This window comes from Nitrospirota bacterium (genome assembly GCA_016207905.1).
GTDB lineage: Bacteria > Nitrospirota > Thermodesulfovibrionia > Thermodesulfovibrionales > JdFR-86 > JACQZC01.
On record JACQZC010000044.1, the window covers coordinates 1 to 21,187 of the forward strand.

Genomic DNA, 21,187 nt, shown 5'->3' on the forward strand with positions numbered 1-21,187 from the left:
GGCACGGACTTCGGTAAAATAACCAATGAGCAGGTGGCAATGGTAGCATCATTAATTAACACAAGGCCCAGAAAATGTCTGGGCTACAAGACGCCCCTTGAAGTCGCATCTGTTGCACTTCGAGATTGAATGTAGGATCTTCATCCTCGCTGTCGACGATTTTTTCTTTGTCGAAGGCCCCATCTTGAGCTTTGTAAGCCCTGACCATGCCGTCTCCGCGCTCTCCGCCATCCTGATGTCAGCCGTTGCTATCATCGGTCTTATTTACCGCTCCGAGAAAAGGAAACTTTTTCTTGCATGGGACTCGATTTCAATAGCGGTTATTTACTTTGCAAATATGCTATTGCTTTACGCTATAAGGTAATAAGGCAAACTCCCGAGGCATTCCTTTAAAAGCTTTTTTCTATAGTCAAAAAGCACCATCTCACAACAAAGACTTATCCCGATTTGGTAAAATATGAAAAATCGGGTTTATCGCCCTGAATAATTTCTTCTGACACTGATGCGAAGTATCCTTCACATAGACATGGATTCCTTTTTTTCGGCAGTCGAAGAAAGAAGACGCCCCGACCATCTAAAAGGAAGCCTCCAGAGGTTCTGGGGCAAATGCCCCCTTCGGTTCAGGTGTCCTCTACTGGCGAAATTAGGTAGCTGGACAGCGCCTCAAGCTCTTTGTCTTTCCGTCCGTAAAGGAACATCTTCTGATAAGCCCTTATCTTTTCCACCTCTTTTATTTCTTTTACCCGGATGTCTTTGTCGAGCAAGGGGATTATATTGTGATACGCGCCGATGAACAAAACCCCGGTTTCCCTCTCTTTCAAGGTTCTGTTTATCCTGTCGGCTATAAACCTGTCCCTTTTTACGAGAAGGTGGTTTTTACTCATCCTGTATCTTATATAGGCGGACATTTTCTGTCTTGCCGTAACAGCGTTTTTTAACTTGACGATGTAGTCCCTCTCTTTGCTAACCATGGCGAGGTCTTCGGTCTTTTCCAGAACAGCGCCCCGCTGAATGAGTATCAACAGAACCTCACTGTTCTTACTGCCGGCCCTCACGCCCTCGGAGACTATCTTCCGTCCGATGTCACCGCCAATGACCATTCCGTCCTGGTAAGCCCTAATGTCTGCGACCTTAATGCCATTGAAGTATTTGATTATGGCATCCCAATAGCTGGACACCGTCTCTTTATGTCTTGCCCATGCCTCCTCTCCCAACTCTGCAATAGTCCTCTTTGTAACGCTGTCGGCAACAGAGCCGAGGTCTGCCTCCATATGGATGATCGGGACATAGAGTAAGGTTCTCATTTGCTCTTCAGGGCTTTCTCCATGCGCTCCAGCCTCTTTCCAAAACCCTTGTTTTGCTCCTCTACATCAGCTACCTTAGAGGAAAGATAAGGGTCGGTCTGCCACCAGTTTATCCCCATTTCAAGAGCCTTGTCCACAGAGGCTATTAGTAGCCTTATCTTAATGTTTAGGAGTTCGATGTCCGCGAGGTTTATCCTGATGTCTCCGGCGATGACGATTCCTTTATCTAAAACCCGCTCTAAGATGTCCGCCAAGTTTGTGGCCTGTGTCGCATGCATCATCTGTTGTGCCATATTTCCTCCTGCCTGTCGGTATTTGACAGTCCTGTCCGACTTGTGACCAAGTTCGCCAGCATCTTGTAGACCTCGGCAATAGTGCGGCAGTCCCTGCAGGGCTCTGTCTCGGAATACTCACCGCATCCAAGAAGCACCTCCGCTTCCCTTTTTAGACCCTTTGAGCACTTTGCCCTTTCTGTATCCTGTTTTGCCTTTCCGATTTTTTCTGTGAGGCTCTTGAACTCAAGCCTCTGTTTCTGGAATGTAGTGCAATTTATCTTTGAGCTTGCCGATTTCATATTAAATCCCCTAAGGGGCCTAGGCTCAGATTAAGTTCCTCGTCCTTGAGCCCGAATATCTCTTTAAGCTCTATCATCTTGCCCTCCAGTTTCATGAATGCAGCACCGAGCCTTTCGGCCTCTTCACCCGTAACCGACCCTCTGTCTATTCTCCTTAGGGCTTGTTTTTCCATGAGCTGTCTGATGAGCTCCACAATGGTCAGCGCCAGTTTTGCCAGTCCCTGCTCGACCTTTTCCGCCGGGGAATCTGCGCCCTTTATGTCTTTAGTTTCGGTCAAAAACGCTCTGTTACATCGGTCTTCGTGCTCCTGTGTGCTGGTTTTAGGTAGGCACCTCTTTCCCATGCTAAACTTGGCGCCAGAAATCGGACTGCCTGTTGCGCCACGCACCTTTTCAGCAGTATCCACAGAGGCAATCATTACCCTGAGACCTACGAAGACCAGGTCCACATCTGCTACGGAAAGCATTAAGTCCCCGCTCAGGACCGCACCTTTGTCTAATACCCTGTCGAGGGCCTCCACGAGGCTAACATTTCTTGATAGGGCGATACTGCTCACAGCGCCTCCTATTTTATCGACAGAAATTATACGGCGGCCATGGCCCTGTGCAATCGAGGTCAAGCAAGGGTAATTTGTCCTTCAGCAGGTCCACACCGTTTATGAAGCCACTGAGTCTGCTCTTGTCCACCAGAAAAGCAAAGTTGAGAATCATCTCCTCATTCCGCCCGGTCATCTCTTTCGGAATCAGCCTGTTGATGCGGGTCTCGGCACTCCATTGGCTGAGTGTCTCAAGACATTCTCCTGACCACTCACTGATTTTTTCGGTTGCGATATCCTCTATCACCTTCTGTTTTTTCTTTCTTAAGAGATATGCTTTCCCTGCTGAAACGGAACTGATCTCCCTGTCTATTTTCCGAATCTGTTTGTCCCGGCAGGCAGTACTGAGTCTTTCCGCGCCGCAGTAGACCTTGAGACCCCATTCTTCTTTGCCTTCCAGTCGGTTCAGGAGATCATTTAATTCGTCACGGTGGGCATCGAGCATCGCCCTGAGGCTTCTGCTCGTCCTGAAGACGGTGGCGAATTTAAAGGGTATGATTGTGGCGTGTTCACTCATCTTTGCCACAACCTGCGCATGAGCCAGCACCTTAGACTCGACCCATCTCATGTCAGACAGGTTTTCCTTAAGGTTTTTTGTAAATGCGCCCTCTTTCACCCTGCTTACTACTGCATGGATGCCTTTGTTGGGGATAAAGCGGACATTGCCGTCAATGCCTGCGATGACCTTGTTCTCCGGGATTTTTCCGGTCAGGCAGTATAGATAAATCAACTCTGAAGACACCGGGGTTTTCCTTTCATTATGACTCCTCGTGTCTCTGCCGCTCAAAAGACAGGACTTCCAAGCCAGCATCCATGTTGACCGTATAGATGTTCCTGTCCTTCACTTTTGTGGGAAGCCCCAGGGACTTTATGAACGAACTATCCTCAAAGACCTCTACATCCGCACCCCAGCCATCGTTGGACCTTGCCGTCCTGATAATCCTTATTCTGTCGTCCTCCACCTTAAGCGTCTTTTTTAAGAACTCATTAACAACCCTGTCAACCTCTTCGAGTCTTGTCATCTCACACCTCCTGTTTTTCATTCGTCATCGATAGCGTCCAGGTGCTCCATGAGTTGTCTTTCCTGTCTTTCGTATTCCTCGGCGCTGATTTCATCCAGCTCAAATCTTAACTGTAGTTGCATGAGTTTTTCACGGATAAGGTCGGCGTCGGACAACTCCCTTTCGGCTATCTCATTGACCTTTCTGAACACACCCACCAGCCCCTTGAAAGGCAGAAGCAGGAGATTATCTATTAGAAACACTTTTCTTAAACCTCCCATTCTTCAGGGTGGATGGTAATGTTGGCGAAATTATAAGGGGGGATATTACCCACATACAGGAATTTGACCCTGCCCTCATACATCTTTCCGATGTCCTCCATCAAATTGTCAAACTCTTTTTCTCTGCCCTTGTCCACCAGAAAAGCGGCATTCAGAAACATTCCACCGCCGTAAGTCCTGTTAACCCTGTAATCAACCGCCGCCTTTTTCAGCACAGCCAATACCGCCTCTGCCTCCCTGTTCTTTTTCCTTTCCAGCGCCTGCTCTACCATACCGCCAATCGCTATCTTTGCCTCGGTGTTTTTTCTGCCAGAATCGTTTTGGAGCTTTTCTTTTAGGCATTGGATTTCCCTGTTTTCCTTCAGTATCTCCTTAAAGACAGTGTCCATATTTTTCCATACGGACTTCACGCTCAACTCTACCTTATAGTCCATGTCTTTCAGCAGGCACTTGAACTCCCTCTGTCTTGTCTCCAAGAGGTTCTGTATTTTTCCGGTGCTCGGTGCTATAGTGCAGAACCTCACGGGCAGGACCGTAAACTCCTTCATTACCTCCTCAACCACCCTTTCATGAGCAAGCACATTGTCTCTGCTTACTGCATACCTTGTTTCAGTGGTATTGCTGACAACCATGCTTAAATCGCCACAGCCCTCGGTAATGACCTCATCCCCTCTGCCTCCAATGCCGATAGGGCCAAAATTCCGTTGCAGTGCCGTCTGAGCTATGCAATAAATGTATTTTGCTTTCTTTTGCACAGCTACCTGCCCATCCTGACTGCGATGAAATCCTGAGCCGTTCCTGTAATGCCACCGCTCTGTTTGAGGAGGCAATACTCAATCAGCAACTTGTATGCCCTGTTTATCTCAGTGAACCGACTCTCTGCCTCGGGTCTTCCTTGATTTACATCAGGATGGTAAAGTGGGGCAAGGTTCCTGTATGCCTTTTTGACGCTATTCTCGGTGAGAGCATCGCTTTTCAGGCATAATATTTTTTTTGCCTGGTTAACCTCTTCAATGCAGACCTTTCTAACCTCGGCTGTGTAGAAACTGTATGCAGGCAGAGGCCCGACACACCTGAAGTTTATTTTCCCGGCGTAAAGCTCCGATAGGGCATCCAGCCTTCTTTCAAATTCAGACCTTTTGCCCCTGTCTATGAGGAAAGCAGCATTGGTTATCATGCCTTCGTCAGCCAGCGCATGTCTTTTAAGGAAGAGTTCGGGTTCGGCTTCTGTCAGAGCCGCCTCACTTAAGTTGTCCTCTATTTCAGAGGCAAGTCTTTCTCTCTCTCTATCCCAGAGGTTCTTGATGAACCTGCCTATTTTTATCCGTTCTTCAAGAGATGTCCCTCCCGGTCGGGACATCAGTTGTTCCTTTAGTTCTTTTACTTCCCGTCCATTGCCGATTTCCTTAATAGCCGAGTCGAGGTCGCTGCATACAGCCGTCACTTCCATCTCTATCCGGTTGCCAAGCTCCCTGAATGCCCGCTTGAACGCCCCGTATCCTCCGAAAAGAAGTTCTTCTACTTCCTGTGTATTAAGGGCATAAGTGCCCAGTTTCACGGGGATAACGGTGCAGGAATCCATAATCCCCTCCATTACCTGCTGATGCCTGAGCAGATGCCTTGCCACAATATCTTTGGTCAGAGTGTTATAGTCAACTATCTCTGAGTCGCTTACAACCGCGGAAATGTCCTGATGAGGGATTGCGTAAACCTCTCTATCGGAATTAAAGACCTTTCCCTCCGTGGACTCAATAATGCCGTAGATGTATTTGCCTTCCATCTTAATACCTTTCTGCCTGCTCGCGGAGCAACTTAACCGCCTCCTCAAAATGTCTCTTTGAGATTAGAAGCTCGCCTGCTCCCTGATTTATATGTTCTCTTATCGCAAGTATGGATGCCTTTCGGCAGATAAAACTGATATCAGAGCCGACCATGTCATTGGTTCGTTCTGCCATCTCGTGTAAATCTATGTCTTTGTCCATGGGCTTGCCTCTGGTGTGGATTTCAAATATCTTAAGCCTGGTCTCCGCATCAGGGACAGGCAGTTCAAGCAAGAGGTCGAACCTACCGCTTCTAAGCAGTGCCGGGTCTATTATGTCCAGCCTGTTGGTTGCGGCCAAAACCAGGACACCCTTCAATTCTTCTATGCCGTCCATCTCTGTCAGGAACTGGCTTATGACCCTTTCGGTCACATGGGCATCTGCAATGCCCGCTTCTCTTCTGGGCACAAGGCTATCTATCTCGTCGAAAAACAATATTGTCGGTGATGCCTGTTTTGCTTTCTTGAATATCTCCCTGATGGCCTTTTCGCTTTCACCGATGTACTTTGAAATCAGACTCGGGCCTTTGACCGCAATGAAGTTGACCCCGCTTTCGTTAGCCACTGCCTTGGCTATCAGGGTCTTTCCTGTGCCGGGGACACCGTAAAGCATTATTCCCTTCGGTGGATTGGTTCCTGCTGTTTTGAACATCTCAGGGTATTTCAAAGGCCACTCAACCGCCTCTTTCAGTTCCTGTCTTATATCCTCAAGCCCACCCACATCCGTCCATTTCACATCCGGAACTTCTACGAAGACCTCTCTTATGGCTGAGGGCTCGACCTCTTTCATCGCCTCGATGAAGTTGTCCATTGTTACCTGAAGTCCCATGAGTGTCTCATAGGGTATGTCGGCCATCTCAAAATCTATCTCGGGTATGATTTTCCTCAATGCCGACATTGCCGCCTCTCTGACAAGTGCTTCGAGGTCGGCGCCGACAAAGCCGTGGGTAATCTCGGCAAGTTTGCCTATATCGACATCCTCGGCAAAAGGCATACTCCTGGTATGGATGTTCAGTATCTCCAGTCTGCCGTTTTTGTCCGGGATGGGGATGGAGATTTCCCTGTCGAACCTGCCCGGCCGCCTCAGGGCAGGGTCTATGACATTAGGGATGTTGGTTGCGGCTATTACTATAACCTCGCCCCTGGATTGCAGTCCGTCCATGAGCGCCAAGAGCTGGGCAACGACCCTCCGCTCAACCTGCTTCTCACTGCCCATCTCCTCCCTCTTCGGCGCAATGGCATCTATCTCGTCAATGAAGATTATGGCCGGGGCGTGTTTTTCGGCATCCTCAAACACAGCCCTTAGCCGGGCTTCGCTTTCTCCGTAAAACTTCCCCATTATCTCAGGACCGCTTATGCTGCTGAAATACGCCTCGGTTTCGTTAGCAACAGCACGGGCAATCAGGGTCTTGCCTGTGCCTGGCGGGCCATAGAGAAAAACCCCTTTTGGGGGATCAACCCCAAGTCTTTCAAAGACCTGGGGATACTTGAGGGGTAGTTCTATCATCTCCCTGATTCTCCGAATCTGGTTGCCAAGCCCGCCTATATCTTCATATGAGACCTTGACCGCCTTGAACTTGTCAGACCCCTTTTCCTCTATCTTTATCACAGTGCTTGCACTTACGGTGACTACGCCGGAGGGAATTACGCCCACCACCTTGAAGTCATATGCCCTTGCCCCGAAAAAACTGACCCTTAACCTGTCGCCCTCGGTCACCGGAAGCCCCTCGATAAGAGAGCCTATATACCTGACATCCTTTGCCCTCTGTACCGGGTGAAGATGGGTCATTGGAGAGAGCGTAATCTTCTGCGCAGGACTGGCAAGCACTTTCCGTATCTTTACCTTCTCGCCCAGCCCTATCTGGGCGTTTTCCCTTGTTATGCCGTCTATCTGAACAATCCCCTTTGCCCTTTCCTCTGGGTAGCAGGGCATTACCCTGGCCGAGGTCATTGCCTTGCCGATTAGCTCCACGATATCCCCTGCCCCGGCCTCGATGCTTTTCATATCCTCAGGGTCTATCCGCGCTATAGCCCTACCTACATCCTTAGTAAGTGCCTCTTTTGCCTTTAAGGTCAGAGTATTTTCTTTCTTCATCTCAGCCTTCTCTTTCTTCATGGCTCAATCGGCAATGAGCTCATTGCCGAGGTTTCTGAGCGCATCAGGCCCTTTTACTTCGTGGGGCTGAAGCAGGAGAACCGTTGTGCTTAAATCGCCGAATTGTTCCTGAAGCTCCCTAATATATTTGCCCTGTACCTGTCTCCTTGACCGACAGAGCCTGCACTCACCCTCCGGAACGACATTGTTGATGACAAGCTTGTTCACATTCACCTTGTATTGTCTCAGACTGTTTATTAGCCTTCGGGTCTCTTTGACCGCCATATCTTCTGGTATGGTCACGACAACAAACTCGCACCTCTCTGGGTCGCTCAGGAGGGACCTTATTTTACTGACGGTTTTTTTCATGGACACAAGGAAATCGTCAGCGCTGTCGGGACTATACCTGCCCGCAAAACTTGAGACCATATACCTGTATTTCCATCTCATCTTCGACATGACCTTTATCCAGTCATCCAAAAGCTCCGGCAAGCCCATGAGCCTAAGGGCATGGCCTGTAGGAGCCGTATCCACTATATACTTGTTAAATCCGCCATCCTCTATTAATTCCACAATCTTCTTAAGCCCCATTACCTCGTCTATGCCGGGTATGGGTAGTCCAAGTAAGGATTCTATGTCCTCTGTGTCCAGATAAGTGCTCGTGTCAAAGAGTTTTTCAAGTTCATCGTAATACTGCATTTTGAAATCCCCAAGCGCCTTTTCAGCGCTTATCTCTATAGCACTTAAGTTATTCACGCCCTCCAACCTTGTTACCTCATGGCCTACATCTCTTTGCAAGCTGTCTGACAGGGAATGGGCAGGGTCGGTGGAGATGAGCAGTGTGTTCAGTCCGTGCCCTCCCATATAGAGTCCGGAGGCAGAGGCACAGGTGGTCTTTCCCACACCTCCTTTTCCGCCGAATAAAATCAGCTTCAGCGATGGTTTCATGAGCCCGATTAACGGCATTCACTTTTTAACCCTGATATCGAGTATGCCGTTATTATAGGTATAAGAGAGCGTCTCCTTTTTGACCTTTGACGGAAGCAGTAATTCCTTCCGATACTTTCTGCTTTTATTAACAGCTTGAATCTCCAATATATCGCCTTTCAAATCCACAGATATCCCCTCTGTTTTGATGCCGGGCACCTCTACAATGATAATGACCTCGTCTTTTTCATCAAAGACATCTGTCAGGGGCTCTCTCTCCTCGCCAAAAACAGTGCCTTCCGGCGTCTCTCTGATATTGCCAAATGTTTCAACGACAGGCTTTCCGCCCACAGCGGTCTTAATGGAAAACCCGTAGACGCCCTTCATGCCCTCTTTAAGTCGGCTCAGGTCTATTTCGCCCTCTTTCTTAATCTCCCCGCCAGCCTCCTCAAGACGAGATGCAAGGTCAACGAGCTTTTCTATCCCTTTGAGTAATCCGCCGAAGCCCAACTTGACCACGCCAAGGTCAATATCCATACCTTCTTTTTTTTTCTTCTTTTCTTCAGCCATATCCACCCCTCACTGTTCAGTAGTACAACTTCATTTTCTTCCACTTCTTTTCCTGAGTTTTTTCGTCTTTCACTCTTTTCCTCAGCAGACTTCCTGTCATATAGCGGCCCGGTGCTCCCAGTTCTTTGTTTATCTCGTTCAACCTCTTTTGGATTGACGCCACTCGCTTCCGGAGAGAGGCGTCTTCCTTTTGTAGACGCTCTTTTTCCTTTTCGCGCATATACATGTCTATATGAGCGGTGCCTGCTGTCCTGGGTATGGAACGCCTGCCTCTACTGTGTGCGCCTTTCATATTCCTAAGACTGCTGATATCAGCAGTATTTATTGACCAGTTCATCCACCATCTCTTTAACTTTGTTCTGGTTCGTCTTTGAGCCTACCCTGCTCGTCTCAGAAGCAAGGATGTCCCTGCACATCTGGGTAAATGTCCCATTAGCACTGTCCGGTGTAAGGTTCTGAATCTTGAGTGCCCTTGCAATCATTACTGAGCCCCTGACCGTTGGCGCGAACTCGCATTTTCCCGACTCCCTCAGTCCCCTCACGATGTTGACTACCTTTTCGGAGTCCTCTTCGCCGAGGTTGGATTTCGCCTGTGTTATGGCAACCTCTGTGTCTTTGTCAAAGTGGTCAAGGTCTATGGTCACCATCCTGTCCCTGAGGGCGTCCTGGCTCCTGTATACACCTGCATACTCCTCGGGGTTGCTCGTAAAGATGGCAGTGAAGTTCGGGTCAACCTTTAGATGGGGTTCCTCTGACCGGCCGGCTGGCAAATCCAGCATCTTTTCGCCGAGAATTGAAAGTAAAACATTGTTTGCCTCCGGCCTTGAACGGGTGAACTCGTCATATATCAGGGTAAAGCCGTACCTGCATGCTACGGTCAGGCGGTTATCAACCCACCGCTTGACCATATCCTCTTCAAGCCTGAGCACTCTGGAAACATAACGGTCAACCACTTTTTTAAACCTGTAGCCGTACTCCCCGCCGACCAGATTGGAGGTAGTAAACTCCTCATCGCCATGAACCATCACCACCGGCCTGCCTATCTTACCTGCCACATGCATAGCCATAGTCGTCTTGCCTGTGCCGGATACCCCTCTGAAGTGAACAGGGAAACCTGCCTTTATATAGGTGAGTGCCCTGTTCGCAATGTCTTCTATATACGGGGTCTCAACGAAATCAGGCATGGCAATTGGCTCAAGCACAGTAGTCGTCTCATCTATCATTTTTCCCCCTATCGGAAACTTATCTGTGTCCCGCAATTCGGACAGTATTTATACTCGTTGATGTAGCGCCATGTTCTGCCACATACAGGGCATGCCACAGTGAGGGAATGACCGCAGTTGGGGCAGTGCTTGAGGTCTCCCCATGTTGTGGCTTCGCAGTCCGGACACTTGAATGCTCTGCTTATGCTTTCACCTTTTTTGTCAGCAGGATTATGCCCTACCACTGACTGCCTCTCTCTTTTCCTGCAGTGTGTGGACCATCTGCCTCCATGTATTTGCCATCTCACTGAACTCTGCTTTAAAGCCATTGAGCATACCCCTGACCTCATTTTCCCTTTCCCTCTGTCTTTCCTGAATGCCCTTCATGAACTCCTTGAATTCCTTCAACCTAACGGATTCCGCACTTGCTAGGTTGTCGGCAGTTTTCTTTTTTAAGTCTGTAATAAAATTCACCCTATCATTGAACGACGAAAGGATGTCTTTACTTAACCTTTTTATATCCGATGCCATGTTCATTTCATTTCCTCCATTTTAATTGTTAGTCTGATTTATCCTCTCCTCAACAGCAATCTCAATCTGTGCAGATGCAGTTACACCTCCTTTCCGAACTTCTATTTCCTCTGCCTGTTCTTTCCACCTTGTGCGAATGGTGTTCAACAGTCCCTTGAAGTCCTCTATGCGTGACCCCTGTCTTTTGGACAGAAGGCTTTGTAAGAAATCTGTCATCTCTTCATGCTCCTCTCTAAAATCCCTCAGCATTCCACTTATTTCCTCTTCCCTTTTCTTCTGTTTAGTGTAAATGTCCCGGAGCATTTCTTTAAAATCGCTTGCCCTTATTGCCCTTTTTTCTTCCAGTGCCCCTTTGAGTGCCGATACCATTCCCTTTTGTTCCTCCATGTAAGTTCTTAACATCTCCTTCACCTGTCTTTGTTTTTCTTCCTGTCCGGCAATGATGTCTTTCATCATGATGTCAAAATCTTTTTTCCTTAAAGATTCTCCTAAAGCGAGGGACTCCTTGAGCCTGATGCTCATCTCGTTTCTGTTGCTCCTGAACCCTTCAAGCATCCGATGGGTATTGTCTATGATTTCGCCTATCGCAGTGATTCTCTGCTCATATGAAGAAACAATTTCATGTGCAAACTTTTTCATGTCCTCGGCGATTCCCATAATCTACTCTCCTTTAGTCAAGGAATACTCCCGGCAGACCATGCTTTTTCAAGGACGCTCTGGCAGGAGTTTTCCGTGGCTGTTAAGCGGCTGCTGCCGTTGCAGTGAGTCCGATAGCCTCTGCGTACTTCAGGTATGTCTCTACCGAAGCCACAACCACCCTTGCCTCTACAGCCAGAAGCTCAATGCCTACCAGCGAGATTCTCACCCACGCATCGATAACCACTCCCTTGTCCAGTATCCGGTCAATGACTTCAGCCAGACTGGAAGATGCTATTGCCTTTTCTACTGCCATTTTCTTTCACCTCCTTTCATTTGGATTCTACTGACATGTAGCAACAATTATGCCGCCTCAGCCTTCACTAAAGTGCTGGAGTAACATCCATACACTAACAGGTCAATATCAAACAGGAATTCGTCAGTTGTGAGTTTTATACAAGATGCCGGAAAAAAGCAGAAGTCTGATGAAAGAAATCTACAAACTGTAAGGGCGGTTCTATAGCCTGTAAGTCTTCATCTTTGAATATAGTGTCATGCGGTCTATCCTGAGGAGCTTGGCGGCACGGGTCTTGTTATAGCCTGTCTGTGCCAGTGCCCTTTTGAGTGCTGATTTTTCCACTTCTTCAGAGACCTTTCTGACCATATCCTTAAGGGATAGACCCTCATAAAGCTTTTCACCTGAGTGAAACCTTTCGGTCCAAGAGAAATGAGGGGTAAGTGTTGCCTCCTTGATAAGGTTTGAATCCGCCATGAGCACTGCCCTCCTGATTGTATTTCTCAGTTCTCTCACATTGCCAGGCCAATGGTAGCTCAGGAGGCACTGCAATGCCGTCTCGGATATGCCTTCAACATTTTTGTTCAGTTCAGTGTTTGCCTCCTCAATTAAATGTTTGACCAGCAGGGGTATGTCATCTTTCCGCTCCCTGAGCGGTGGTAAGGTAATGTTAAACTCGTTAAGCCGATGATAGAGGTCTTCCCTGAAACTGCCCTTTTTAACTTCTTCGGAGAGGTCTTTGTTTGTAGCGGCAAACACCCGCACATCTATTTTTATCTCTTTTGTACTGCCTAGGTGCTGTACTTTTCGCTGTTGAAGCACACCGAGGAGTTTTGCCTGAAGAGGCAGTGGGAGGTTGCTTATCTCGTCCAGAAAGAGGCTTCCGCCGTTGGCTGATTCAAACCTTCCCTCCTTTTTTTCGTTGGCACCTGTAAAGGCGCCTTTTTCATAGCCAAAGAGCTCGCTTTCAACAAGGTTCTCAGGCAGTGTTCCGCAGTCCACGGTAACTAACGGCTTGTCGCATCTCAGGCTTTTTTGGTGTATCAGCCGGGTAACCAGCCCTTTACCGGTGCCGCTTTCGCCATGGAGGAACACAGTCATGTTCGTAGGTGCCACTATTTCGACCTGTTTCATGATTTCTTTTATCGCGTGGTTTTCACCATTGAAGGGCTGGGGGTCTATTTTTCCGTCAAACCTCCCTCTTAAATCCCTTGCCGTGGCAACAAGGAGCGCTTTTCTTATAGTGAGTACCAGTTCCTCGTTATTAAAAGGCTTGTTGATATAGTCAAATGCCCCTAATTTCATGGCTCGCACCGCTTCATTAACCCCTCCGTATGCCGTGAGCATGATAACACCAATGTGCCTGTCTATTTCCTTTATTTCTCTCAGGACTTCCATTCCGTTCATCCTCGGCAGTCTAATGTCCAGCAGAACTATGTCGGGCGAATAAGTCCTGAGTTTTTTAAGTGCCTTCCTGCCGTCATCTATGGCCACAGCCTCGTAACCTTCCGCCTGAAGAATGTTTGAAAGACTCCACTGTGTGTCCCTGTCGTCGTCCACTATCAGGATTTTGCTCATCGCCCAGTCCTTTCTTCCGTATGTAATGGAAGGCTGACCGTCACCTCGGTGCCATAGCCGGGTTTGCTCTCCACATAGAGACTTCCGCTGTGAAGCTCGATAATCTGCTTGGCAAGTGTTAGTCCCAGCCCTGTGCCGTCTTTTTTTGTGGTAAAAAAAGGGGTGAATATCTTTTTCAGATTGTTCTTGGGGATTCCACAGCCCGAATCCGCGAAACTTACCACAACCTCTGCGATTTTAGGGTCGTGATATGTAGTGATTGACAGCCTTCCGCCCCTGGGCACGGCGTCCATGGCATTCAGGATAAAATTCAGGAATGCCTCTTCAAGCAAGTTTTCATCCAGCAGGACCATGGGCAGTTTTCTGTGTAGTCTTTTGCTGAGTCGAATCCCCTGCTTCAAGCACCTCATCTTGACCAAATTATACGCCCTATGGACAACGCGATTTACAGAACACGGTACAAAGGCTGTCTCATGCGGCCTTGCAAGGTTGAGTAAGACATTAACGGTTCTGTTTGCCATCTCCGAGTTTTTCACTATGACCTTGAGGCTTTTCCTTACCGGTTCGTCAAGCTCGTATCTGTTAAGGCAGAACTGCGCCACTGCCTTGATGTTGCTGACAGGGTTTTTAATGTCATGGGCTATGCCTGCCTCCAGATACCTGATTCTAACCAGCCGCTCTGGATTCATCAGAGAGGTTGTGCCTTTAATGCGTTCTATTGTCTGGATGCCGTCTGCCATGGCATCAGGTGTTTTATGTTTTCCCACACGGGTACTCCTTGTTTTTAGATGCTACCATGTACCTTGACTCGTTGCAACTGATATTTGCATGGTTCTAATAAATACTATTAATAGTCGTGGACTGTATTTAAGGAGGGTCGGGAGCATACGGCATTTAATGCGGGTTTCATTCAAAAAGGAAAACTCCATAAAAGTCGTCTGCGCACGATGTAGTCAAAAAGCACCATCTCATTACAAAGACTTATCCCGATTTGGTAGAATATGAAAAATCGGGTTTATCGCCCTGAATAATTTCTTCTGACACTGATGCGAAGTATCCTTCACATAGACATGGATTCTTTTTTTTCGGCAGTTGAAGAAAGAAGACGACCTGAGCTCAAAGGCAAGCCTGTTGTCGTAGGTGGAAGTGGTGACCCATTTGCAAGGGGTGTAGTGTCCACAGCAAATTACGAGGCAAGGAAATACGGAATACATAGCGGGATGCCACTTAGAACTGCTTACAGGCTCTGCCCTCACGCAGTCTTTCTATCCGTGGATATAGAAGTGTATGCAGAGGCATCATCCATAGTTAAAAGAATCTTAAGGGAGTTCGGTCCTACGGTGGAGGATGTCGGGATTGACGAGGCATTCCTTGACATATCCGAAAGCAAAGAGCCATCCGAAGAAATCGCCAGAAGGATAAAAGAAAAAATCCTGAAAGAGACCTCCTTGACCTGTTCTATCGGCATAGGAATAAATAAGCTCATTGCAAAGATAGCTTCCGATATCCAAAAACCAGATGGACTTACCATAGTAGAGCCATCAAAAATAAATGAGTTTCTGAATCCCCTACCTGTTAGAAAGCTCTATGGCGTAGGGCCAAAGACAGAGGCATATCTTAATGGGCTTGGTATAGACACCATTGGACATCTCAGTGCCATGTCACTTGAAGAGCTCACAAAACACTTTGGCAACTCATACGGCACATACCTCCATGAGGCATCGAGAGGCATAGACGAAAGTCCTCTCATTACCGAATGGGAGCCAAGGTCGATGAGCAGGGAGCTGACATTTCAGAAAGACTCAGATAAATGGCAGACAATAGCAAAAACACTTGCAGAGCTAACACATGATGTTACAGAAGACCTAAAGTCAGCAGGATACCAGGCAAAGACAGTCACAGTCAAAATCAGATACAGCGATTTTAAGACCCAGACAAGGGCAAAGAGCCTCGATACAGCTACCGACTCCCTTGAGTCCCTAAGGAAGACCGCATTTGAGGCACTTGGAAGATTCGAGCTAAAGGGTAAAAAAATAAGACTTGTAGGCGTTAGGCTCAGTGGGCTTCAATAAAAATCCTTTTGATGAATTCTGGTAAAATACAGTTGATGCGCCTGTAGCTCAGCCTGGATAGAGCAACTGCCTTCTAAGCAGTGGGTCAGGGGTTCGAATCCCTTCAGGCGCGTTTTTCTCTTCACATTTTATTCTGACTGCTCTAAAGTGAAGTTACCCCTTCAGATAAGAATAGGTTATAATATTTAGGATGTCTCGCTGTTCGGTGGGCGTGGCTCAATGGTTAGAGCACTGGACTGTGGCTCCAGGTGTTGGGGGTTCGAGTCCCCTCGCCCACCCTTAAATTTTTAAATGCGCCTGTAGCTCAGTGGATTAGAGCAGAGGCCTCCGAAGCCTCAGGTCGCCCGTTCGAATCGGGTCAGGCGCGTAATCAGATTTGCGATAGTCAGTTAATGCATGGTAATGTAACATACATTAAGATGGGCCGTTAGCTCAGTTGGTAGAGCAGTTGACTCTTAATCAACGGGTCGCAGGTTCGAATCCTGCACGGCTCACTTACCCCTTATAAGCCTGAAATGTTTCTTGCTGAGGTCTATGCCGAAAATATCCTCTATCTTCTTTTTAAGTCTTTGTTTCATGTCCCTCGATGAAGGTTTATAATCCCTATTTGGCTCAAAGTCTTTCTGTGCCCTCAAAAGCCACTCTTTCATAATTGCAGGATGAGTGCCTCTAAATCTTCTCAAGATAGTCGGGTCGATGTCTCTGTATGAGATATTATACGGCTCCTTTCCCCAGTATTTATTGACGAGCCTGCTTTTTTCATTCATCTCATCTTCTCTTCTTACCCATCCATAGTGATACATATTTGCACCTGTGAGGGCTGAATATGGATAGCAACCCTTTTTATTACTCTGAAGCACAACAAAGAAAAGCCCATCAGGCGAATATGCTCTCAGGGTATTTCTTATAATTCTCGGTGCCCTTCTGTACCAGTGAGGGCTATCGATATATGTCCATGGGTCTGCATAAAAGTGGATATAGTCAAAAATGAGTGCCTCGACCTTTGGGTTATCGAGATGCCTTTTCATAGAGTCATAAATCCTTGAGATGTCATCCTCGTGCACAACCTCGTCTGCCTCTATGTAGAATGCCCAGTCCCCTGTGCAGTTATAGTGAGCAATTGTCTTTTGCTGTCCATAGACAAATCCCTTTGTGCTCATGTTTTCATTCCATGAGGATGTGATTATCCTGATTTTTGGGTCGCCTATGGATTCTATCAAACGGAGGGTATTATCCTCAGAAGGGCCTACATTGACAATAAACTCATCTACTATGGGAAGTATGGATTTGATTGACTCTATAGCAGGGTAGCCCAACTTTATGGCATTTCTTACGAATGTAAATCCACTTACCTTCAATCGACCTCCCCAAATACCTTACTCAGCCATTTTTCAGGGGACAGCCCTGAGTGCGGAATACGGCTTCTTAAAAACTTATATTTCAGCCTTCTTAACCCATTTAAAGCCCTGTCTGAACTTACAATCGGCATGAGCCTGCTTAATTTAAGATACAGCTTCAATTTTTCCTCTTTATATCTTAAAGCCTGCTCTTTGTCTTTGAGATATTGTGCCCAGCCAATTGTTCCAACAAGGCCTGAAGAACCAAATCTATCTGAAAGAAGAATATCTTCCAAAAACACCCTCAATGGGCCAATAAAGCCAAGCACATCATGAAAAGCAATTATTGCCCTGTCTTTAAGAAATCCCGAGAAAAGGTCAAAATCGGTCTTTGTGCCTTTATATGTGTGGTCTCCGTCTATCCATAAAAGCCTGATGTTTCTCTGCCAGTCCTTTGCAAGCTCATGTGAGAACATCTGATGAAACTCAACAACATTTTCAACACCTGTATTTTTAATATTTTTCTCAAACTCATCCCATGCTGATGCCTTACCTTTTAAATCAGGGTCTGTTATAGATGGAGAGGTCAGAGGGTCAACTGCTACAATCTTTTCCCCTTTTAATGCCTTTGCTAATATAACAGTAGATTTACCTTTAAAACTGCCTATCTCTAAGACAGAGCCTTCGGTTGTCGGGCATGCACCAAGAAGAAATAGAAATCTCATCTCCCTATCCGAAAGATAGCCCTCGATGCCCCTTGCGATATTCAGTGCATCATTGAGGGCATTATTAAAACCTTCAGGCAGTTTCATTTCTTTCTTTGTAACTCAAGGAGTTTTGCATACTTAAAAAATACTCCAACTGCCCTCGAAAGGGCAATCACAAATCCATCAAAACCATCGAGAAATCCGAGCTTCAATATATATATCTTGAGAAACATAAAAATTCCATCGATAAATGGAGTAAGAGGGTTTACTCTTTTGCCTTCTTTAAAAAGCTCTTCTGCCATGGCAGTTGTTCTGTTCTCTAAGACCCTGAGCATGTCAGAATATCTTCTGAAGCTATAATGCTCTATCGGTGTATTAAGTTTAGCAACCTTTCCTTCAGTAACCCATTTTTCATGAGTTATATTTTTAAATCTGCCGAGATTTTTTCTTACAAGTCTTACGGTCTCATCAGGCCACCAGTCGCAGTGTTTTATCCATTTTCCATGGAAAAAGTTTTTTCTCGGAAAACTATATGCATCCGAAAAGGGATTGGTCAGGATTTTTAATATTACTTCTTTTGTCTCAGACGGTATCCTTTCGTCTGCATCGATTATCAGCACCCAGTCATGTTTGCATTTGCTTACAGCACTGTTTTTCTGCGGTCCATAGCCCTTCCATTCCTCTATGAATGTTCTTGCTCCAAAGTCTTGAGCTATCTCAACCGTATTGTCAGTAGAGCCTGAGTCAACAACAACCACATCATCTGCAAAGGATACACTATTAAGACAGTCTGGAAGCATCTCCTCTTCGTTCTTTGTGATGATGGCTACTGAAAGTGGAGACTTAGACTCTTTCATCAGATGTCCCTGAAAGTCCTGTAAAAAGGGCAAACAGCATTCCTGTATGAACCTGAAGGATTTGTGTATCAGTCAGACTGCCTATGAGCAATGTAAGGGTGAAGGCAAGTATGGAAAATCCTGTAAGGGAACTGCGGTTTTGCCATCCGCTTTTAATCAGCAATGCAAATAGCCATACGAGGGTTATTATACCAGGGATGCCAAAACTTACAGCCATATAAAGAAAACTGTTATGGGGCTGGATGGGGTCTTCAGTAATAATTTTTTCAGCCAGCTGTCCGTTTATCCTCAGCTTCCTTATTTCTGACTGATACCCCCCTGTTCCAATGCCAAAGACAGGGTTTTTAAGATAAATCTTCAATGCACCTGTCCACATATAATACCTTCCTCCAATAGGTGTAAGGTCAGTGCTCTCAGTATAGGTTATTGTTCCGGTAACTGCTTCTATCAGGCGGTTCTGAGTTACAGGAGAAAGAAACAGTGCCCCTGTCATAAGTGCACTGACAATCAGGACATTCAATAGATGTCTTTTGCTCAAGATATTATACGCTACGAGGGGGCTGAGGAGGATGAATGCAAGATGACCGCTATCTGAAAACAACATGGAAAGTGCAAGGAAATTCAAGAGCATAAGACAGAGGCAGATCACCTTATCTCTTTTTTGTTTAGCCTCTTTAAAATAAAAAGAAAGAAGCAGGACGCTGAATGTAAGAAGAAGTGAAAAACTTATATGTGCCCATTTATTAAGAAGTCCTACTGAATAAGGAGGTCTCATTGGTATTGCCCCTGCAAGTTGCATTAAAAAAAGCAGGGCTGTAAATGAAACACCTCCTATGTATGCCTTCATGAGAGCATCTACCCTCAAAGAAGAAAAAGATAAAGATGCAATGGCAAAGGCAAAAAGCCAGTAATGACTTTTTCTTGCAAAGCTTAGCCCAGTTGTGACATCTTCCGTCCATAAAAGTCCTACCCACGGTAGTAACATCATGGCAATCACAGGAAGTGACCACCTCTGTTTAAGCCATGAACGGTTTTTGATAAACTTACCTGAAAAGACCCAGATAGCTAATGTGGTAAGCCCTACAATTACAGATGGTGATGTAGCAACAGGGATAAGAAAGAAAAGCCCGCAAAGGCTTAAAAACATAAGTCTTTCAGTGCTTTTTAATAATTCCATAGGGACTAAAGTATACTCCACTTTTTATTGTTTCTTCAAGTATCATGTCGTTTCTTTGAAGCGATTCCCTTGGATACGATGGATGCCAGAGGTGATAGCATATTGCCCTGAAAAGATGCTCCTTGCGTTTTATGCCGTAATTAAAAAGCCTCACGCCGAGTTCCGAGTCCTCCCTTCCCCAGCCGACGAACGCCTCGTTAAAGCCGTTTACGGCAAAGATATCGTCCCTGAAAAAGCCCATGTTACAACTCATAATGCCCTTGAGCTTTCTGTTTCTTCTTGCCGGGAAAAACGGCATGCGGAGGATATGATGGCTGTTGGATATGGAAAAACCGGCCGCAAGTTTAAGAAGCGCAGGGAGGGAATTGGCATCGCGCGCGGAAAACGCCCCGGATGCCTTCCTGCCCACGATGACCCTCTTGCCCTGCACAAAGCACCCCTTTTCGGCAAGTCTGATGTGGTCATAAACAAAGCGTCTGTCAGGGATACAATCATCATCGAGTATCACTATATATCCGCAGACCGATTTTTTTATTGCCTCGTTTCTAGTCTTTGCAGCCCTGCGCCCCTTGTCCTCATGCCACACATGAATTACAGGGAAAGATGCCTTTTCAGCAAAGCCCCTCACAACATCTTCTGTCTCTGCTCCTGAGCCATCGTCTGCAACTATGACCTCATCAGGCAGTGTTTTCTGAAAGGCAAGCCCCTCGAGAACCTTTTTAAGGTAAGAGGGGCGGTTATAAGTGGTGACTATTACCGATACCTTCAATATTTACCTTCGACAAGCTCTGCTGTAATAGAGCCGATCTTAACCTTTGATTTCAAGCGGATGGGAATCCTTTTTTCATCATCCGTAAGCCAGATTAAAATATCGCCCTCCCTCGAAAATATGCCTTCTGATTTCATCAATGGCATAATGACAATCGTATCGAATGTCCCTAATGAGGTCTTTATCTTTTCCTTTCTTAAGACAGAAACCTCGACATCCCATAGCTTTTTACTGTCAAAGATAGGCAGATATACGGATTTGCCTACCTCAAGTGGCAATTGCCTTAGATAGAAAAACCCGGACAGAGGGTCAAAAACCTTTCCTGAGATATTAAACTCCTTTTTTTCTCCGCTAAGGTGGTCAATATATGTGACCTTTCCTCCTTTATGGTCGAATATTACCTCTTTATCCCTTCTGTGTTTGCCTTCCTTCAGTTTTATGCAATAGCGAAGGGGCATTATAGAACCTGCACTTACCTTACTCTCTGTTCTGTCTTGGACACGATAAAACACAGAGACCCAGCCTGCAGAGGTGGCTTGAGATATTATGCTTATCGTATTTCCGTCTTCCTTTTTAATCTCAAGGACCGCAGTGCCTGCCTTAATCCCTGTCCATTTAAGGTCGTATTGAAGCCTTTCAGGGATGCTGAAGGCAGAGGCATTGCCAAAGAGCAAAAGAGAAAATATAGCAATAAAATAGCGATTGAGCATTTTCTATTACCTACATTCAATCTCGAAGTGCAACAGATGCGACTTCAAGGGGCGTCTTGTAGCCCAGACATTTTCTGGGCCTTGTGTTAATTAATGATGCTACCATTGCCACCTGCTCATTGGTTATTTTACCGAAGTCCGTGCCTTTA

General features: G+C 46.4%; 28 protein-coding genes and 4 tRNA genes. 6 read left to right on the forward strand and 26 right to left on the reverse strand.

What is annotated here, in order from left to right:
- Positions 1-184 precede the first annotated feature (184 nt).
- Positions 185-364 (forward strand): hypothetical protein, encoded by a 180-nt coding sequence (locus tag HY805_05045; GenBank protein MBI4823581.1) that lies wholly within the window; start codon positions 185-187, stop codon positions 362-364.
- Positions 365-620: 256 nt separating this feature from the next.
- Here HY805_05045 and HY805_05050 read toward each other — a convergent pair whose 3' ends face one another.
- The 20 genes from HY805_05050 to HY805_05145 form a co-directional block, all read right to left on the reverse strand.
- The gene (locus tag HY805_05050) at positions 621-1,304 is read right to left on the reverse strand and encodes a hypothetical protein (protein ID MBI4823582.1); all 684 of its coding nucleotides are present in this window, start codon (positions 1,302-1,304) and stop codon (positions 621-623) included.
- Positions 1,301-1,597, reverse strand: coding sequence for a gas vesicle protein (locus HY805_05055; GenBank protein ID MBI4823583.1), 297 nt, complete (start codon positions 1,595-1,597; stop codon positions 1,301-1,303). Before HY805_05055 ends, HY805_05050 begins: the two co-directional genes overlap by 4 nt.
- Complete coding sequence (locus tag HY805_05060; GenBank protein MBI4823584.1) at positions 1,582-1,878, reverse strand: hypothetical protein; 297 nt, start codon at positions 1,876-1,878, stop codon at positions 1,582-1,584. The genes HY805_05055 and HY805_05060 overlap by 16 nt, the downstream gene beginning before the upstream one ends.
- Positions 1,875-2,435, reverse strand: coding sequence for a gas vesicle protein K (locus HY805_05065; protein MBI4823585.1), 561 nt, complete (start codon positions 2,433-2,435; stop codon positions 1,875-1,877). Before HY805_05065 ends, HY805_05060 begins: the two co-directional genes overlap by 4 nt.
- A gap of 13 nt (positions 2,436-2,448) precedes the next feature.
- Positions 2,449-3,216 carry a GvpL/GvpF family gas vesicle protein gene (locus tag HY805_05070; GenBank protein MBI4823586.1) on the reverse strand — a complete coding sequence of 256 codons (768 nt, stop codon included), beginning with the start codon at positions 3,214-3,216 and terminating at the stop codon, positions 2,449-2,451.
- Between the two features lie 16 nt (positions 3,217-3,232).
- Positions 3,233-3,496 (reverse strand): hypothetical protein, encoded by a 264-nt coding sequence (locus tag HY805_05075; protein ID MBI4823587.1) that lies wholly within the window; start codon positions 3,494-3,496, stop codon positions 3,233-3,235.
- Positions 3,497-3,513: 17 nt separating this feature from the next.
- The gene (locus HY805_05080) at positions 3,514-3,738 is read right to left on the reverse strand and encodes a gas vesicle protein GvpG (protein MBI4823588.1); all 225 of its coding nucleotides are present in this window, start codon (positions 3,736-3,738) and stop codon (positions 3,514-3,516) included.
- 5 nt (positions 3,739-3,743) lie between these two features.
- On the reverse strand, positions 3,744-4,511 hold the full coding sequence (locus HY805_05085) for a GvpL/GvpF family gas vesicle protein (GenBank protein ID MBI4823589.1): 768 nt from the start codon (positions 4,509-4,511) through the stop codon (positions 3,744-3,746).
- Positions 4,512-4,513: 2 nt separating this feature from the next.
- Positions 4,514-5,536, reverse strand: coding sequence for a GvpL/GvpF family gas vesicle protein (locus HY805_05090; protein ID MBI4823590.1), 1,023 nt, complete (start codon positions 5,534-5,536; stop codon positions 4,514-4,516).
- Between the two features lies 1 nt (position 5,537).
- Positions 5,538-7,670 carry a CDC48 family AAA ATPase gene (locus tag HY805_05095; protein MBI4823591.1) on the reverse strand — a complete coding sequence of 711 codons (2,133 nt, stop codon included), beginning with the start codon at positions 7,668-7,670 and terminating at the stop codon, positions 5,538-5,540.
- Between the two features lie 24 nt (positions 7,671-7,694).
- Positions 7,695-8,636, reverse strand: coding sequence for an ArsA family ATPase (locus tag HY805_05100; GenBank protein MBI4823592.1), 942 nt, complete (start codon positions 8,634-8,636; stop codon positions 7,695-7,697).
- Positions 8,637-9,167 (reverse strand): Hsp20/alpha crystallin family protein, encoded by a 531-nt coding sequence (locus HY805_05105; protein ID MBI4823593.1) that lies wholly within the window; start codon positions 9,165-9,167, stop codon positions 8,637-8,639.
- 16 nt (positions 9,168-9,183) lie between these two features.
- A complete protein-coding gene (locus HY805_05110) occupies positions 9,184-9,504 on the reverse strand; it encodes a hypothetical protein (GenBank protein ID MBI4823594.1) in 321 nt (106 codons plus the stop codon).
- Positions 9,479-10,390 carry a gas vesicle protein GvpN gene (gvpN, locus tag HY805_05115; GenBank protein ID MBI4823595.1) on the reverse strand — a complete coding sequence of 304 codons (912 nt, stop codon included), beginning with the start codon at positions 10,388-10,390 and terminating at the stop codon, positions 9,479-9,481. Before gvpN ends, HY805_05110 begins: the two co-directional genes overlap by 26 nt.
- Positions 10,391-10,398: 8 nt before the next feature.
- On the reverse strand, positions 10,399-10,575 hold the full coding sequence (locus HY805_05120; protein MBI4823596.1) for a zinc ribbon domain-containing protein: 177 nt from the start codon (positions 10,573-10,575) through the stop codon (positions 10,399-10,401).
- A gap of 25 nt (positions 10,576-10,600) precedes the next feature.
- Positions 10,601-10,906: a hypothetical protein gene (locus tag HY805_05125; protein MBI4823597.1), complete on the reverse strand. Its 306-nt coding sequence runs from the start codon at positions 10,904-10,906 to the stop codon at positions 10,601-10,603.
- 15 nt (positions 10,907-10,921) lie between these two features.
- Positions 10,922-11,557 (reverse strand): hypothetical protein, encoded by a 636-nt coding sequence (locus HY805_05130; protein ID MBI4823598.1) that lies wholly within the window; start codon positions 11,555-11,557, stop codon positions 10,922-10,924.
- Between the two features lie 82 nt (positions 11,558-11,639).
- Entirely contained in the window at positions 11,640-11,852 is a 213-nt protein-coding gene (gvpA, locus tag HY805_05135) for a gas vesicle structural protein GvpA (GenBank protein ID MBI4823599.1), read from the reverse strand.
- Between the two features lie 201 nt (positions 11,853-12,053).
- Complete coding sequence (locus HY805_05140) at positions 12,054-13,409, reverse strand: sigma-54-dependent Fis family transcriptional regulator (GenBank protein ID MBI4823600.1); 1,356 nt, start codon at positions 13,407-13,409, stop codon at positions 12,054-12,056.
- Positions 13,406-14,176: a hypothetical protein gene (locus HY805_05145; GenBank protein ID MBI4823601.1), complete on the reverse strand. Its 771-nt coding sequence runs from the start codon at positions 14,174-14,176 to the stop codon at positions 13,406-13,408. The genes HY805_05140 and HY805_05145 overlap by 4 nt, the downstream gene beginning before the upstream one ends.
- Before the next feature lie 303 nt (positions 14,177-14,479).
- On the opposite strand from HY805_05145, the gene dinB reads away from it, so the two are divergent.
- The 5 genes from dinB (at position 14,480) to HY805_05170 (ending at position 15,975) form a co-directional block, all read left to right on the forward strand.
- The gene (gene dinB, locus HY805_05150; protein ID MBI4823602.1) at positions 14,480-15,481 is read left to right on the forward strand and encodes a DNA polymerase IV; all 1,002 of its coding nucleotides are present in this window, start codon (positions 14,480-14,482) and stop codon (positions 15,479-15,481) included.
- A gap of 37 nt (positions 15,482-15,518) precedes the next feature.
- Positions 15,519-15,593 (forward strand) — tRNA-Arg (locus HY805_05155).
- Between the two features lie 93 nt (positions 15,594-15,686).
- Positions 15,687-15,759, forward strand: a tRNA-His gene (locus tag HY805_05160).
- Between the two features lie 15 nt (positions 15,760-15,774).
- Positions 15,775-15,848, forward strand: a tRNA-Arg gene (locus HY805_05165).
- Between the two features lie 54 nt (positions 15,849-15,902).
- A tRNA-Lys gene (locus HY805_05170) sits at positions 15,903-15,975 on the forward strand.
- Here the strand turns inward: HY805_05170 and HY805_05175 are convergent.
- From HY805_05175 to HY805_05200, 6 genes are read right to left on the reverse strand one after another with little or no spacing between them, the layout of a single operon-like run.
- Positions 15,973-16,839, reverse strand: coding sequence for a glycosyltransferase (locus HY805_05175; GenBank protein ID MBI4823603.1), 867 nt, complete (start codon positions 16,837-16,839; stop codon positions 15,973-15,975). The genes HY805_05170 and HY805_05175 overlap by 3 nt on opposite strands.
- Positions 16,836-17,630, reverse strand: coding sequence for a class I SAM-dependent methyltransferase (locus HY805_05180; protein MBI4823604.1), 795 nt, complete (start codon positions 17,628-17,630; stop codon positions 16,836-16,838). Before HY805_05180 ends, HY805_05175 begins: the two co-directional genes overlap by 4 nt.
- Positions 17,627-18,382 carry a glycosyltransferase family 2 protein gene (locus HY805_05185; protein ID MBI4823605.1) on the reverse strand — a complete coding sequence of 252 codons (756 nt, stop codon included), beginning with the start codon at positions 18,380-18,382 and terminating at the stop codon, positions 17,627-17,629. The genes HY805_05180 and HY805_05185 overlap by 4 nt, the downstream gene beginning before the upstream one ends.
- A complete protein-coding gene (locus HY805_05190) occupies positions 18,369-19,559 on the reverse strand; it encodes an O-antigen ligase family protein (protein MBI4823606.1) in 1,191 nt (396 codons plus the stop codon). The genes HY805_05185 and HY805_05190 overlap by 14 nt, the downstream gene beginning before the upstream one ends.
- Positions 19,537-20,328, reverse strand: coding sequence for a glycosyltransferase family 2 protein (locus tag HY805_05195; protein ID MBI4823607.1), 792 nt, complete (start codon positions 20,326-20,328; stop codon positions 19,537-19,539). Before HY805_05195 ends, HY805_05190 begins: the two co-directional genes overlap by 23 nt.
- Positions 20,325-21,038 (reverse strand): DUF3108 domain-containing protein, encoded by a 714-nt coding sequence (locus tag HY805_05200; protein MBI4823608.1) that lies wholly within the window; start codon positions 21,036-21,038, stop codon positions 20,325-20,327. Before HY805_05200 ends, HY805_05195 begins: the two co-directional genes overlap by 4 nt.
- Positions 21,039-21,187: the final 149 nt, after the last annotated feature.